Origin of the sequence: Nocardia sp. NPDC056611 (assembly GCF_042792755.1) — a bacterium.
Taxonomy (GTDB): Bacteria; Actinomycetota; Actinomycetes; order Mycobacteriales; family Mycobacteriaceae; genus Nocardia.
On sequence record NZ_JBHTVV010000005.1, the window covers coordinates 308,869 to 323,373 of the forward strand.

The window sequence follows — 14,505 nt, forward strand, 5'->3', positions numbered from 1 at the left end:
CTGACAAGGTGACGCGAGCTGCCAATGGGACCTATCGCGGCACCACCACCGACGAGCGGCGCGAACAGCGTCGGCGACGGCTGCTGGACGCGGCCCTCGACATCGTCGGCACGCAGGGGCTGGCCGCACTCACGGTGCGCGGGGTGTGCGAACAGGCGAAGGTGGGGCCGCGCTTCTTCTACGAATCCTTCACCGATCTCGACGCGCTGGCCACCGCACTGCTCGACGAGGTGCAGGGCGAGGCCCTGGAACAGGCGCGCACCGCCATGACCGACACCCCCGGCGACCCGGAGGCCAAACTGCGCGCCGGGGTGGCGGCGCTGATCGTCGGCGTCACCGACGACCCGCGCCGCGCCAATATCGCCTTCGCCCAGGCCTACGGGTCCGAACTGCTCATGCGCCGCCGCTTCGAAGGCATGCGGCAGGTGGCCGAGCTGCTCATCGAGCAGACCCGCGTGCTGCTCGACATTCCCGAAGGCGACGACACCGCACTGACCGCCCTGGCGCAGCTCATCACCGGCGGCGCGGCGGAGCTGATCCTGGTGTGGCTCGACGGCGGCCTGAAGGTCGAGCGACCGGTGCTGATCGGCATCGTCGCGGATTACGTTGTGGCCATGGTGGATCGGCTGCCCGGCATGCGATCCCGCCTCCCCGAGACGTCAGCGCCGGACTGAGGGCCGGGTGATCAGTTGTCAGGTTCCGGAACGACCGATTCCGCTGTCCACTATCTCCTCGACCACGATCTTCGCCGTCTCCATGCAGGCGGTGATGCCGCCGTTGGCGTACTCCTTGACCGCGTCGCCGACATTCCAGAGATTGGCTATCGGGGTGTCGTGGGGTAGGTCGTATCCGGCGACGGCCCGCTGGGGCGGCCAGTCGTCGCGGGTGACGGCGATGGACAGGATGCGCGCCCGCTCGAAGCCCGGGATCTCCTCGCGCAGATCCTGGAGCACGAGCGCGGTCTCGGCCTCGGCGTCGAAGTTGCCGACCGAGGGTTTGGGCACGCCCGCACCGACGTAGAGATGCCAGCCCTCGGGCGCCATCTCCGGGCAGGTGGCGGTGAAGTTGGCGACGTAGCACAGCCGCCGGGTGCGGGCGAAGCTGAGCAGCCCAGGCGCGTCGATCAGTGGTTCGCGGCTGGCGAAGTTGACCGAGATCATGGCGCAGGGCAGGTCGCGCTGGAGCACGCGGCTCACATAGTCCGACGGGAAGTGCTCCGGGCCGACCAGATCCATGGTGGCCGACGGCCCGATGTCACTGACCGCGAAAGCGCAAGCGATGTCCGAGATCTCGCCGTCGCGGCTGATCCGCGCCCCGGTGATCCGATCGCCCTCGACATGCAGTTGCCGCACCTCGCTGCCGAGCCGGACCTCTCCCCCATTGCGCTCCACCACCTCGGCGAGGGCCTTCCAGAGACCGATGGTGCCCTCGGGACAGAAGCCGAACTTCTTGAACGCCGCCTTCCGCGTGAAGTAGGTGAGGAACACCCGCGCGGGCAGCTCCTCGGAGCCGACCGCGAAGATGGACCCGCACATATTGCGGAAGATGCCTTGCACCGCATCGTTTTTGGTGTAGCGGCGCACCCAGTCGGCGGTGGACAGCTCCCGGTCCGGCGACTCCCCCTCCGCGCGGGCGGACCCGCCGAGCAGCTGGGCGCCGTGCCGGGTGAGCTGGGAGATGAGCAGTCCCCAGCCGCCGCTGGAGACGTCCACGTCGCGGCCGTTGATCCGGTACAGGATCGGCGGATCCGCCGGGCGCACTTCGAATTTCGCCCCGACCTCCTCGAAGGTCTGTTCGGTGATGCCGCCGAGTTCGATGACGACAGCGCCGGTGTTGATGGTGAATCCGTCGAGCTCGGCGGTGGAAGCCCGCCCGCCGACTCGGTCGAGACGTTCGGCCACCAGGGTCCGATAGCCCCGGTGCGAGAGCCGGGCGGCCGCGCACAGCCCGCCCGCTCCGGCTCCGACAACCAGTGCGTCCCACGCGTTCTCGCTCATGGCGAGGCTCCTCAGAGCAGGCTCAGCCCGCTGGGTTCACCCCGGGCTGAGCGTCGGACATATCAGTAATACGGCTCCAATTCTCCCGCACCTGATCCACGCTCGGGACCTCACTGAAGAACACGGGCTTGTTCGCGAACAACTGGGCGCGTTGCACCGAGCCGCCGCCGACCACCAGCACCATGCCGGAGTCGGTGCAGTCCTCGCCCATCAGGTGCGCGACGATCGGGGCGACCTGGGCGGGCGGCAGCTTCTCGAGCATGGCCTCCGAGGCGATGTCGGCGGTCATGCGGGTGGCGGCCATGGGCGCCACGGCATTGACGGTGATGTCGTACTTGCGGCCCTCGATGGCGAGGGTGTTCATCATGCCGACCAGGCCCATCTTGGCGGCGCCGTAGTTGGCCTGACCGAAGTTTCCGTACAGGCCGGAGGTGGAGGTGGCCATGACGACGCGGCCGAAGCCCTGTTCGCGGAAGTGCGGCCAGGCGGCGTGGGTGACATAGAAGGACCCGAACAGGTGCACGCGCTGCACGGCTTCGAAGGCCTCGGGGGTCATCTTCACGAAGCTCATGTCGCGCAGGATGCCCGCGTTGTTCACGATGCCGTGCACCGCGCCGAAGGTGTCGATCGCGGTCTGCACCAGCGCCTTCGCGCCCTCTTCGGTGGCGACGCTGTCGTAGTTGGCGACCGCGGTGCCGCCGGCGGCGCGGATCTCCTCGACCACGGCGTCGGCCATATTGTGCCCGGACCCCGAGCCGTCGCGCGCGCCGCCGAGGTCGTTGACCACGACCTGAGCGCCCTCGCGGGCGAGCAGCAGCGCGTACTCGCGGCCCAGACCGCCACCGGCTCCGGTGACAATGATGACGCGATCGGTTACACCAGGCATGAATTCTCCTTGCCGTATCTAATAGCTTTTCAGAAGTTAGCAGCAGGGATGCGCCGCCCCTGTGCTACCCGCCACACTCGTCGGGCAACTGGACAATCGATAAGTTGGAGTGGTGATGCCGCACCTGTACCGCCTCCATCCCGAACTCGAGGCGACCCTGCTGCACCTGAGACTCGGCACGGCCCCGACCCCGGTCCGGCGACTGGACGCCCTCGACACCGCCTGTTCCGGCGGCGCGGAGATCTGGCTCAAGGACGACAGCGTGTTCGGCGACGGCGGCTGGGGCGGCAACAAGGTCCGCAAACTGGAATGGCTGCTGCCCGACGCGCTGCGGCAGCGCCGCACCACCATCGTCACCGTGGGCGGGCTGGGCACCAACTGGGGGCTGGCCACCGCGCTCTACGGACGCGAGCACGGGCTGAAAACCGTTCTGGCACTGATCGATCAGCCCGAGGACGACCATGTGCGCGCCCAGCTGGCGCGGCTGCGGGCCTCGGGAGCGGAGCTGCACTTCACCCACTCCAAGGCCCGGACCATCCTGAGCGCGCCGTATCTGCTGGCCCGGAATTTCACCGGGATCCGGCCGCCGTATTTCCTTCCCGCGGGCGGGTCGTCGGCGGTGGGCGCGCTCGGATACGTCGAGGCGGCACTGGAATTGGCCGAGCAGGTGCGAGCCGGGGAACTGCCGGAACCGAGTCACATCGTGATCCCGGTCGGTTCGGGTGGGACGGCGGCGGGGCTGTCGCTGGGACTGCGGCTGGCGGGGCTGAAGACCCATGTGGTGGGTGTGGTCGTCAACGACACACTGCGGCTCGACGAGCCGACGCTCACCGCGCTGGCCGGACGATGCGCGAAGCTGCTGCGCTCCCGCGGCGCGCGCATCGCCGAGAACATCTCCCCCGCAGGCAATCTGGATATCGTCACCGAGTATCTGGGCCCCGGTTACGGCTATCCGATGCCGGAAGCCGCTACCGCGCAGGCGCTCTCGGCCGATCGGGAGCACATGACGCTCGAGCCGGTCTACACCGCCAAGGCCATGGCCGCACTGCTGGACATGAACGCGCACGGCCGGTTCGGCGACGGTCCGGTGGTGTATCTCAACACCAACGGACCGCGCTGACACCGTATTTCGCGTCCGTCATGCGGTGGCCAGCTTGGCGGCCAGGAAGTCCTCCCAGGTGCGCTGCCCCACGGCGTGCTCGGGGGTCAGGTTCGCACCCGTCGCGTACACCCGGGCCGCCTTGCCGGGGGCCTTCACGGTGAACACCGGGCGGCGACGGCCGGTCGCCGCCAGGTAGCTGCGCTCGAGTTCCTTCATGGTGTAGATGCGCGGGCCGCCGATCTCGGCGACCAGTCCGGCAGGCTCGCCCTGCACCAGTTCCACCAATCGCGCTGCCACCTCACCGGTTTCGATGGGCTGGAAGCGGAAGTCGAACGCGGGCACCACCGGCATCTTGCCCATGGCCGACACCATGGTGAAGAGCAGGTCGTGGAACTGGGTGGCGCGCAGCGTGGTCCACGGCAGGCCCGAGTTCTCCACCACCAGTTCGGCGTCGCGCTTCGAGGCCATGTAGCCCATCACCTGCCGGTCGATGGCGCTCTCCACGGGGACCCGCTCCGCGCCCACCACCGAGATGTAGACCAGGTGCGGGAACGCCCCCGCGGCATTGATGGCGTCGACCAGGACGCGGGCCTTGTCGCCGTCGCCCTTGGTGGTGCCCGCCAGGTGCAACACGGTGTCCACGCCCGCGACCGCCTCGGCGATGCCCGCGCCGGTCTCCAGGTCGCCGGCCACGAACTCGATACCGTCCTTCGCCTCGTGCGCGCTGCGGCTGAGCACCCGCACGCCCAGCCCGGCCTGCCGCAGCAGCGGAGTGACCAGGCTGCCCAGGGTGCCCGTGCCGCCGGTGACCAGAACCGTCTTCGCCATGATGACCATCTCCTTCGTCTCGCGCCGCCGCTGTGGTGGCGTCCTGCCTTGATGACGACACGGGGCCCGCGGGTGTGACACGACGTGACCGGCGGCACAACGCGGGCGGGTCGTAGGCTGACGCCATGCCCGATTCCGGTTCCCCGCAGCGGTTCGAGCGACTGCTGGAGCTGGTCTCCGGCCGCCGCGTCGCGGTGCTGACCGGCGCGGGCATCTCCACCGACAGCGGCATCCCCGATTACCGCAGCCCCGGCGCGCCACCGCGGACCCCGATGACCTATCAGCAGTTCGTCGGCGATCCGGTGTTCCGCCAACGGTATTGGGCCCGCAACCACGTCGGCTGGCGGCGCATGGACGCGGCCCGGCCGAACCCCTCGCATCACGCGCTGGCACGCCTCGAACGCGCGGGCATCGTGACCGGGCTGCTCACCCAGAACGTGGATCTGCTGCACACCAAGGCGGGGCAGCGCCGGGTGATCGACCTGCACGGCGTCTACGCCCGCGTCCGGTGTCTTTCCTGCCAGGCCCTGACCTCCCGCATGACCCTGGCCGACCGACTCGAGGCCGCCAATCCCGGCTTCGCCGAATCGGTTCCGCTCGACGGTCTCGAGGTCGCCCCCGATGCCGACGCCGTGGTGGCCGACACCGCGTCCTTCCGCATGGTCGACTGCGTGACCTGCGGCGGGCTCCTCAAGCCCGACATCGTCTACTTCGGCGAATCCGTGCCCAAGCCGCGCGTGGCCGCCTCGTTCGAGCTGGTGGACGACGCCGATGCCCTGCTGGTCGCCGGCTCCTCGCTCACGGTCATGTCGGGCCTGCGGTTCGCCCGCCGCGCCGCCAAGTCCGGTCGCCCGGTCATCATCCTCAATCGCGGCCGCACTCGCGCCGACGATCTCGCGGCCCTGACCCTGGACACCGGTTGCGCCCCGGTTCTGAGCGCCCTCGCCGACGCACTCGCGCCGGACCGAATCGTTCACCGTCGAGAAGCATTCGCACAGCACTGACTGTCCGCATCGATGGTGGCGCAGCCGATACAGGGCGACGCACAGCGCATGTCGCGGCAACCGTCCTTGCTGCCGGTCGGCGCTCGAGCAGGGCTCGGCGCTGAGCTAGTTCCGCACCTCGAGCCGTCGCACCAGGCTGACCAGGGCCGCCCGCAGTGCGTCCGGGTCATCGGTGTCCGGGCCCAGGATCATGCGGACCACCTGCGGGGCCGCGAACCACCAGGCGGCCAGGGCCGCGACCGCGTACAGCAGGTAGCCGGGGGCTACCTCGTCGGCGAGGGCCCCGTCGTGCTGGGCGGCGGCCAGCGCGGCCACCTTCTCCGCGTAGTGGGAGGCCCGCGCCGATTCGGCGGGCAGGCGGCCCTCCTGAGGCTGCAAGCCCTCCCAGTACATGAGTCGCAGGAACTGCGGGTGGGTGTGGTGGAAGTCGAACACGTGGCCGGCGTACTCGGCCAGGTCCCCGGCCGTGTCGGCGGTCAGCGGGCTGGCCGCGGCGAGTTGCTCGAGCTGATCGGTGAGGACCGCTTCGAACAGGCCCCGTTTGTCGCCGAAGTACTGGTAGATGCGTTCTTTGTTGATGCCCGCGCGGGTCGCGATGGCATTGACCCGGGCGCCGTCGGGTCCGCGTTCGGCGAACTCGTGGACGGCCGCCTCGAGCAGCAGTCGTCTGGTTCTCTCGGTATCCCACGCCATGGGGTCCATCCAACCATCTCCAACCGGACGGTTGCGGTTGGGCTCACGACTGTGGCAAACTCCAACCATTCAGTTGCAACCGTTTGGTTGCGGATGGTCGAGGCGAAGCAGGAGGTGGCGTCGTGCCCGAGTTGCGCTCACGCACGGTCACACACGGTCGGAACATGGCGGGGGCCCGCGCGCTCATGCGGGCCAGCGGAGTCCCGTCGGCCGATATCGGCCGCAAGCCGGTGATCGCGATCGCGAACAGCTTCACCGAGTTCGTGCCCGGCCACACCCATCTCCAGCCGGTCGGGCGGATGGTGTCCGAGGCGGTGCGCGCCGCGGGCGGCATCCCGCGCGAGTTCAACACCATCGCCGTCGATGACGGAATCGCCATGGGGCACAGCGGAATGCTGTACTCGCTGCCGTCGCGAGACCTGATCGCGGACTCGATCGAATACATGGTGAACGCGCACTGCGCCGACGCGCTGGTGTGCATCTCCAACTGCGACAAGATCACCCCGGGCATGCTGATGGCCGCGCTGCGGCTGAACATCCCGACGGTGTTCGTCTCCGGCGGACCCATGGAGGGCGGCAACGCGGTGCTGGTCGACGGCACCGTGCGCAGCCGCCTGGACCTCATCACCACCATGGCCGACGCCGTCTCCCCCGACGTGTCCGACGCCGACCTCGCGCTCATCGAGGAGAACGCCTGCCCCACCTGCGGATCCTGCGCGGGCATGTTCACCGCCAACTCGATGAACTGCCTCACCGAGGCACTAGGCCTGGCCCTGCCCGGCAACGGCACCACCCTGGCCACCCACACCGCCCGCGCCGAGCTGTACCGCGACGCCGGGCGCACGGTGATGGAGCTGACCCGCCGCTACTACGACGAGGACGACGCGGGGGTCCTGCCCCGGAACATCGCCTCCCGCAACGCCTTCGACAACGCCATGGCCCTGGACCTGGCCATGGGCGGATCCACCAACACCGTCCTGCACCTGCTGGCGGCCGCGCACGAGGCGGGTCTGGACTACACGCTCACCGACATCGAGAAGATGTCGTTGCAGGTGCCATGCCTCTGCAAAGTCGCTCCCAACGGCGAATACCTGATGGAGGACGTGCACCGCGCCGGCGGTATTCCCGCGCTGCTCGGCGAGCTCGACCGGGCGGGGCTGCTGCACCGCGATGTGCGTGCGGTGCACGCGGATTCACTCGGCGCGTGGCTGAACGACTGGGACGTGCGCGGGGGCCGGCCCTCCGCGGCGGCGCTCGACCTGTTCCACGCCGCGCCGGGCGGCAAGCGGTCCGCCACCGCGTTCTCCCAGTCCGAGCGGTGGCATTCCCTCGACGTGGACGCGGCCCAGGGGTGCATTCACGATGTGGCGCACGCCTTCTCCCGCGACGGCGGGCTGGCGGTGTTGCGCGGCAACCTGTCCCCCGACGGCGCGGTGGTGAAGTCGGCGGGCGTGGCCGCGCACATGCACACCTTCACCGGGCCGGCCCTGGTGGTGGAGTCACAGGAGGACGCCGTCGAGGCGATCCTGTCCGGCCGCATCAAGTCCGGCGATGTGCTCGTCATCCGCTACGAGGGTCCCAGCGGCGGGCCGGGCATGCAGGAGATGCTGTATCCGACGTCGTACCTGAAGGGCCTGGGCCTGGCCGGGGAATGCGCGCTGATCACCGACGGCCGCTTCTCGGGCGGTTCCTCGGGCTGCTCGATCGGGCACATCTCCCCCGAGGCGGCGGCGGGCGGCCCGCTGGCGCTGGTGCGCGACGGCGACTCGATCACGATCGACATCCCGTCCCGGACCCTCACCATGGACGTCCCCGACGCCGAACTGACCAGGCGGCGGACGGAAGTGGAGGCGAACGGCGGCTACCGGCCGCGGCACCGCGAACGGCAGGTCTCCCCCGCGCTCAAAACCTATGCGCTGCTGGCCACCTCGGCGGACCGGGGAGCGGTGCGCGACACCACGCTGCTCCCCGGCTGAGGCCTCAGTGCGGCAGTGTCGCCAGCTCGCGCTGGACGGCCACGTCGTGCTCGGCGGCCTCCTCCGCGGCTTTCTTGGGGCTCCAGTGTCCGGCCATGACGAACACGAACGGGATGAAGCAGATCTGGGCGATCAGGCAGATCCACCACCAGGTCTTCCACTGCTTCGGTGAATCCTTCTGCGCCTGCTGCACTTCCTTGCCGTGCTCGGACAGGTAGGCCAGGTCGTCGGCGGGGATCGCGCTCACGGCCTTGAGTTTCGCGCTCGCGGCGGTCAACGCCGGGCCGGTCTGGGAGGCCACGGCCAGCTGATCGACGGGCACCTTCCCGGCCGCCGCGATCCGGGCTCCGGCCTGATCCGGCGGGATCCCGAACTTCTGGGCGACCTGCCCGACCGCGGTGGCCTGGGCCGCCTTGTCATTGGGGTCGGTCAGGAGTTTGACCAGCACCTTCTGATCGATGGCCTGCAAGGTGGCCAGTTCCTCGGGGTACTTGGCGTTGAGCTCGACCGTGGTCTTGATGTCGGCCGGGGAATCCCCGGTCAGCTTCACCAGCGCGGCGACCTGCGCTCCGACGTCGTTCGGATTCTTGCCGAGGGCGGTGAGCGTGTCCTCGCCCACGGTCTGAATGGTCGCGATCTCCTCGTGGTACTTGGCGTTGATGGTCTGCAACCGCGGCCCGTAGTTGACCAGCGTGCCCGCCGCGGTCACCACCAGCAGCAGCCCCAGCAGCACGAACGTCACCACCGTGCGCAGCACGCCGCCCCACACCGCGAGCCCGACCGCCGTGGCCGCCGGATTCCGCTTCTCCACGGTCTCGGTGAAGCTCGCCATCCAGGTCGAGTAGGCGATGCCGGTGCCGACCGCGGTGAAACTCATGACGATCGCGAAGGTGTAGTAGTCGGTGCCGGGCTGGTCGGTGTAGCTGAGGAACACGTAGGTCCCGATGATGCTGATGATCGCGCCGAACACCATGAACGGTTTGCGGACCTTCATCTTGTCCGACACGATGCCGGTGATCACCAGTGAGAAGGCGCTGGCGATCCAATACCAGTTGCCCAGCGCGTTGGCCTGGGCGGCGGTGAACCCGAAATTGGTCGCCATGTACACCGGCAGGAACGACACGATGGTGTAGAAGAACGCCAGGAAGATCGAGATGGCCAGCGCCGAGCCGACGATGTCGAGGTGCATCATCTGCTTCCACTGATTGCGTTCCAGCGCCTCGACGTCCAACCCGCGCGCCCGCGCCTCGATCAGCGCCTTGTCCCGCAGCGACACCATGATCTGATCCCGCAGCCGGGGGCTGAGCTCGCGCAGCCCGACCAGGCCGACGAGGGAGATCACCAGACAGATGACACCCGCGAGCCGGTAGTGGTACTGCCAGTCCGGGTGCGCGTCGAGGGTGTGCGTGGAGATCTCGGTGGTGACGAGCGCGCCCAGCACCGGTCCCAGGGTCCAGAAGCCCATGGCCGAGGCGCGGTCCAACTGCGGGGAGAAGTCGCGGACCAGCGCGGGCGTCGCGACCAGCACCGCGCCCTCGACGATGCTGATGATGCAGTAGATGGCCAGGAAGGATTCCTTGGTCGTGCACTGCGGCTGCGCGAACAGGGTCAGCAGCGAGGTGACGACGGTGCCGTAGGCGACGATATTGGCGCGGCCCCAGCGGTCCAGGACGCCGGTCACCACCGAGGCCACGGCGCCGAAGGCCGCGCCGATGATGAAGATCCCGACGAAGTAGCGGAAGGTCAGGTGGAAATCGGCGATCAGCTGGTTGCCGACGGCTCCCGACACGAACAGCTGGTAGTACAGCGCGACGGACACCACGACGACGAGGAAGAGATACCAGGACCGGGCGGGCGTTTCCGGATAGTGCGGGAGCTTGCGCCGCCAGAGTCCGGTGACCAGCGTCGGCGGGGGGAATTCCGCGGCCGGAGGCACTGCGGTCGGTGTACTACTCATGTTCGAGACGCCTTTCTCTCCACGGCGTTTCGCGCAGCCACAGGCCCTTGGTTCGCGGCACGAGCAACCGGGTGACAACAGGGTAGCGGCCATGAGTGACTCAGATCACTGTTATCGGACTCAGCGGCCGCACACGCGCGTGGCGCCCGTTCACCAATTATTGGCCGAGACAACAGCATCTGGCCGTCGGGACATCGCGGGCCGGTCATCGGCGCTGGTCACCGTAATGCGGCTTGTATCACCGCATGAATTCGAGGATTCGATGTCGAACACCACCGTCGCGCGGGGCCGCCTGGTCGCCGCGTTCGCGGGCGCGCTGATGGCTCTGACCAGTGCCGTCGCGGTCGCCGCTCCCGGGGAGCCGGGCGAGCGGCCCTCCTTCTGCGACCACGACCAGCGGTCCACCCCCGGCGCGGCCTACCTGTGCGCCAAGACCAACGATCTGGTCGACGTCCGTATCGGTGATGTGCTGCCGACCCAGCCGTCGCTGGGCTACGACGAGGTGTTCTACAAGCTGGGCCGCTACACGCTCGGCAAGGACGCGGTGAACAAGAAGTTCGACGACTGGTGCGAGGCCAACGGCCAGGTCGCCGCCGCCACCGTGAGCCCGGCCGCGCAGTTGAAGGATTCGTCCTCTTTCACCTGCAAGGTGGCGATCGGCTCCGAGACCGCCGACTCCATCGCGCCGATGAAGACCGTGGTGATCGGTCCCCAGGGCCGGCTGTACCTCACCGACGGCCACCACACCCTGACCTCGTTCTTCGAGACCCCGGACGGCGGCGCGGACACCCACGTTCGGCTGCGCGTGCTCGGCAACCTGAGCACCCTGCCCGACGGCAAGTTCTGGGACGCCATGAAGGCCAACGGCTGGACCTGGCTCGAGGACGTGAACGGCAACGCCATCAAGGAGCACCAGCTCCCGAAGTCGGTGGGCCTGTCCAACTTCGCCGATGACAAGTACCGCTCCATGATGTACTTCGCCCGCGACATCGGCTTCCACGAGGGCACCCTGCCCTTCGAGGAGTTCTACTGGGGCGCGTGGATGCGCGACAACAAGGTCGGCGGAGACTGGAACCGCAACGATTTCCCCGCCTACCTGGCCGCGCTGAAGACCGTCACCCAGGCGCAGGTCGCGCTCGGCCCGAACACCGTCGTCGCCGAGGGCAAGACCGCCTCGCAGCTGGATGTGCTCCCGGCCTGGAACGGCGGCAGCCCCGAGGACAAGGGCGAGTTCGGCAAGATCTCCAAGCCGTACTCCGACGCCAAGCCCGGCAAGCTCGGCTACGCGATCGAGTACCGCCTGCGCACCGGCCGCTGATCACCGGGCAGCGACGACAAACACCTCGGGATCGCCAGACGCGATCCCGAGGTCTTTTCGTTCGATCAGGGGTAGGCCTGAACGATCTCGACGCCCACCAAGGCGTTGAACGAGTCGCAGCTGGCCCACGACTGGTTCTGCCCGTACTGCATGGGCCCGTACTTCCAATAGGTGAACGGAACGGGCCAGGCGACACAGGTGAGCTTCACCTGATGCCAGGTCGGCAACTCGCAATTGGACATTCCGCCGGTGTTGAAGATGTTGTACAGGTGGCAATTCGCCTGCCACACCGGCACATCGTCGGCCTGGGCCGTTCCACCACCGGCGAGCACCATGCCCGCGGCTGCGGTGGCGACGACGGCACTGGCAGCAAGCCGCTTCGCAGATAGCATTCCGACCTCCTGAATTGGTGTTGTCCTCGAGCAAATCGCATTCTGGTGCCACTTGTTACGAAAAACAAAACAATTGATTACTTCGGAGGATTGTCCTTTATTCGGAATTGCACTGTTCGATCAGGGAATCGGAGGCGGACGGTCCGGGACCAGCAGGGTCGCAATGGCAGTGCCGATGGGGATCGCGTTGTTCTTGTCGGCGTTCGCGGTGGCGCCGAGGGTGGCGTAGACGACGACCGTGGTGGCGGTCCTGGTGTCGTAGAACGCGACTCCGTTGTAGCCTCCGTAGGACGGGTTCATGAACAGCCAGTCGCCCATGTGCGGGACACCGAACGCGAAGTACTTCTGGGCGGTGAGCGGACCGAGTCCGGCAGTCGAGGGGGCCATCATCTGCTGAAACCGGTCCGCGGGGAGCAGTTCTCCCTTACCCAGAGCGCGGACCCAGCGGCCGACGTCGGTGACGGTGGAGTTCATATTGCCGCTGTGCAGGAATGCGGTCGGATTCCAGAAGGTGGCGTCCTCGAAGATCTTTCGCTCATCGGTGTAGCCGTGCAGGATCGGCTCGTCCACCTGGGCGGTGAGCATCACCCTGCTCTTCCTCATACCGAGCGGATCGAGGACGTAGTCGGATATCAGCTCGCCCAAGGGTTTTCCCGACGCCTGCTGCAGGACCTCGCCGAGCACGACCAGATCGCTGTGAGCGTAGGCGAAACTCGTTCCCGGGTCGAACAGCGGCGGGCGGGCATTGGCCAGGTCGAACAGTTCTCGAGCAGTCCAGGTGCGAAACGGGTTGTCGCCGAATCGTTTCAGGAATTCCGGATCGGTGACATAGTCGGAGATTCCGGAGGTGCTGTTCGCGAGCATCCTCGGAGTAATGCGTTCGGCCCGTGGGAAATTCGGCAGCCATCGGGCAATGGGCTCGTCCAGCTTCAGCGTGCCGTTCCCGTCGAGTCGCCAGAGCACGGTCGACAGCATCGGCTCCATCGGCTGCCCCACCCGCAGCTGCATATCGCTGGTCGCGGGACCACCGAGCGGCGAGTCCCCCACAGCGCCGACGACCACTTCCTCGCCGTCGCGCCAGGCCCCGAACACCGCCGCGGTGAGATCGAACTCGCCGAGCTTCGCGCGAACGATATCGGCGATCCGCTCGGCTTCCCTCGAAGGCGGAGCCGGACTGCCGGAGCCCGAGCCTCGATCCGACCCGCACCCACCGACGATCAAGCTCAGCACGACCATCAGCCCCGCACCTGCGCGCCATCGAGCGGACACACTCATCACCGGGTCCCTTCGCCGAAGAAGACGGGCGGAGCAGCGTTGATCAGAATCTACGCCGGTAGCCGACCCCTAGCCACGACCCGATCCATAACCCGCGCGGCGCGGTCGCGGGCTCGAATCACGGCCCCGAAAACCCGGGGCGTGCGGCCTGCCGACGATCGGTGAACAGTGCTATTCGCAAATGATCATCCCGCTCTCATCAGCGTTGCCGAATCGAGAAACCCCGCATCATGCGTACCTCAGTCCGCACCCTCGCCGCGGCCGGAATCACCGCCACCGCCTCCGCTCTGACCGTGCTCTCCACCGGACCGGCCGCCCACGCCGACGTCACCGGCACGGGAATGACCGTGCAGGGCAGCAACTTCCAGGTCGGCCAGACCTACAACGTCGTCATCCCGGTCTCCGACTGCGTGGGCGCCGGCCTCTCCGACACTTCCAACGGCGTGACCGTCCGCTCCGACTGGAAGGGCAAGTCGAGCATCGCGGGCCAGCCCTGCATGGGCACCACCTCCACCTGGACCTTCCAGTGGACCCCCCTCACCCCCGGCACCCACGTCCTCGGCTATGGCTACGGCAACAGCGACGTGAGCCTCCCCCCGTACACCAATATGGCCTCCGCGACCGTCCAGGTCAGCGGCACCGGCAGCACCGACCCCCAGGCCTGCGACACCGCCTGCACGACGGTCCACGGCACGCCCGAGGTCGGCTGCACCCTCACCGTGACCATGACCCACATCCCGGCGTCCCTGGCCGCCTCGTCGGGCTCGGCCATCCTGCAAAGCCTCAGCTCGGGCGTCCCCGCCCGGAACGCCTGGTTCGACGACAACAAGACCGCCACCGGCACCACGACGATCGCCGGCAACTCCGTCACCATGACATGGACCCCCACCACCGCCGGCTACCACCACCTCACCGGCCAATACGACACCGGCTACCAGGCGCCCATCATCAGCGACCCGATCAACCTGCCCGGCTACGCGGGCGATATCTGGCTCCAGGTAGCCGCTGCCGGAACCCAGCCCTGCGCCTGACCAGCCCAGCCGAGGTGCTGCGGATCGAGTACTGAGCGGGCGCGGG

The 14,505-nt window shown here is 68.1% G+C and carries 13 protein-coding genes; 6 read left to right on the forward strand and 7 right to left on the reverse strand.

The window, feature by feature from the left end; genetic code table 11:
- The first annotated feature begins 8 nt into the window (after positions 1 to 8).
- Complete coding sequence (locus tag ACFRAQ_RS26900; RefSeq protein WP_379104386.1) at positions 9 to 674, forward strand: TetR/AcrR family transcriptional regulator; 666 nt, start codon at positions 9 to 11, stop codon at positions 672 to 674.
- 18 nt (positions 675 to 692) lie between these two features.
- On the opposite strand, the gene ACFRAQ_RS26905 is transcribed toward ACFRAQ_RS26900, so the two are convergent.
- Positions 693 to 1,997 carry a phytoene desaturase family protein gene (locus ACFRAQ_RS26905; RefSeq protein WP_379104388.1) on the reverse strand — a complete coding sequence of 435 codons (1,305 nt, stop codon included), beginning with the start codon at positions 1,995 to 1,997 and terminating at the stop codon, positions 693 to 695.
- Between the two features lie 22 nt (positions 1,998 to 2,019).
- Positions 2,020 to 2,883, reverse strand: coding sequence for an SDR family oxidoreductase (locus tag ACFRAQ_RS26910; protein ID WP_379104390.1), 864 nt, complete (start codon positions 2,881 to 2,883; stop codon positions 2,020 to 2,022).
- 115 nt (positions 2,884 to 2,998) lie between these two features.
- Here ACFRAQ_RS26910 and ACFRAQ_RS26915 point away from each other — a divergent pair, with 115 nt between their 5' ends.
- The gene (locus ACFRAQ_RS26915; RefSeq protein WP_379104392.1) at positions 2,999 to 4,003 is read left to right on the forward strand and encodes a 1-aminocyclopropane-1-carboxylate deaminase/D-cysteine desulfhydrase; all 1,005 of its coding nucleotides are present in this window, start codon (positions 2,999 to 3,001) and stop codon (positions 4,001 to 4,003) included.
- 18 nt (positions 4,004 to 4,021) lie between these two features.
- Here ACFRAQ_RS26915 and ACFRAQ_RS26920 read toward each other — a convergent pair whose 3' ends face one another.
- Positions 4,022 to 4,813 (reverse strand): SDR family oxidoreductase, encoded by a 792-nt coding sequence (locus ACFRAQ_RS26920; protein WP_379104394.1) that lies wholly within the window; start codon positions 4,811 to 4,813, stop codon positions 4,022 to 4,024.
- 125 nt (positions 4,814 to 4,938) lie between these two features.
- Here ACFRAQ_RS26920 and ACFRAQ_RS26925 point away from each other — a divergent pair, with 125 nt between their 5' ends.
- Positions 4,939 to 5,817, forward strand: coding sequence for an NAD-dependent protein deacetylase (locus tag ACFRAQ_RS26925; RefSeq protein WP_379104396.1), 879 nt, complete (start codon positions 4,939 to 4,941; stop codon positions 5,815 to 5,817).
- A 105-nt stretch (positions 5,818 to 5,922) separates the two neighbouring features.
- Here ACFRAQ_RS26925 and ACFRAQ_RS26930 read toward each other — a convergent pair whose 3' ends face one another.
- Complete coding sequence (locus ACFRAQ_RS26930; RefSeq protein WP_379104398.1) at positions 5,923 to 6,510, reverse strand: TetR family transcriptional regulator; 588 nt, start codon at positions 6,508 to 6,510, stop codon at positions 5,923 to 5,925.
- Between the two features lie 122 nt (positions 6,511 to 6,632).
- On the opposite strand from ACFRAQ_RS26930, the gene ilvD reads away from it, so the two are divergent.
- Positions 6,633 to 8,486 carry a dihydroxy-acid dehydratase gene (gene ilvD / locus ACFRAQ_RS26935; RefSeq protein ID WP_379104401.1) on the forward strand — a complete coding sequence of 618 codons (1,854 nt, stop codon included), beginning with the start codon at positions 6,633 to 6,635 and terminating at the stop codon, positions 8,484 to 8,486.
- Between the two features lie 4 nt (positions 8,487 to 8,490).
- Here ilvD and ACFRAQ_RS26940 read toward each other — a convergent pair whose 3' ends face one another.
- Positions 8,491 to 10,443 (reverse strand): MFS transporter, encoded by a 1,953-nt coding sequence (locus ACFRAQ_RS26940; protein ID WP_379104403.1) that lies wholly within the window; start codon positions 10,441 to 10,443, stop codon positions 8,491 to 8,493.
- Positions 10,444 to 10,705: 262 nt separating this feature from the next.
- On the opposite strand from ACFRAQ_RS26940, the gene ACFRAQ_RS26945 reads away from it, so the two are divergent.
- Positions 10,706 to 11,761 carry a ParB/Srx family N-terminal domain-containing protein gene (locus ACFRAQ_RS26945; RefSeq protein ID WP_379104405.1) on the forward strand — a complete coding sequence of 352 codons (1,056 nt, stop codon included), beginning with the start codon at positions 10,706 to 10,708 and terminating at the stop codon, positions 11,759 to 11,761.
- A gap of 65 nt (positions 11,762 to 11,826) precedes the next feature.
- Here ACFRAQ_RS26945 and ACFRAQ_RS26950 read toward each other — a convergent pair whose 3' ends face one another.
- Positions 11,827 to 12,153, reverse strand: a complete 327-nt coding sequence (locus ACFRAQ_RS26950) for a hypothetical protein (RefSeq protein ID WP_379104407.1) — start codon at positions 12,151 to 12,153, stop codon at positions 11,827 to 11,829.
- A 120-nt stretch (positions 12,154 to 12,273) separates the two neighbouring features.
- Entirely contained in the window at positions 12,274 to 13,389 is a 1,116-nt protein-coding gene (locus ACFRAQ_RS26955; RefSeq protein ID WP_379104409.1) for a serine hydrolase domain-containing protein, read from the reverse strand.
- Between the two features lie 269 nt (positions 13,390 to 13,658).
- On the opposite strand from ACFRAQ_RS26955, the gene ACFRAQ_RS26960 reads away from it, so the two are divergent.
- Positions 13,659 to 14,459: a hypothetical protein gene (locus ACFRAQ_RS26960; protein WP_379104411.1), complete on the forward strand. Its 801-nt coding sequence runs from the start codon at positions 13,659 to 13,661 to the stop codon at positions 14,457 to 14,459.
- The last annotated feature ends 46 nt before the right edge of the window (positions 14,460 to 14,505 follow it).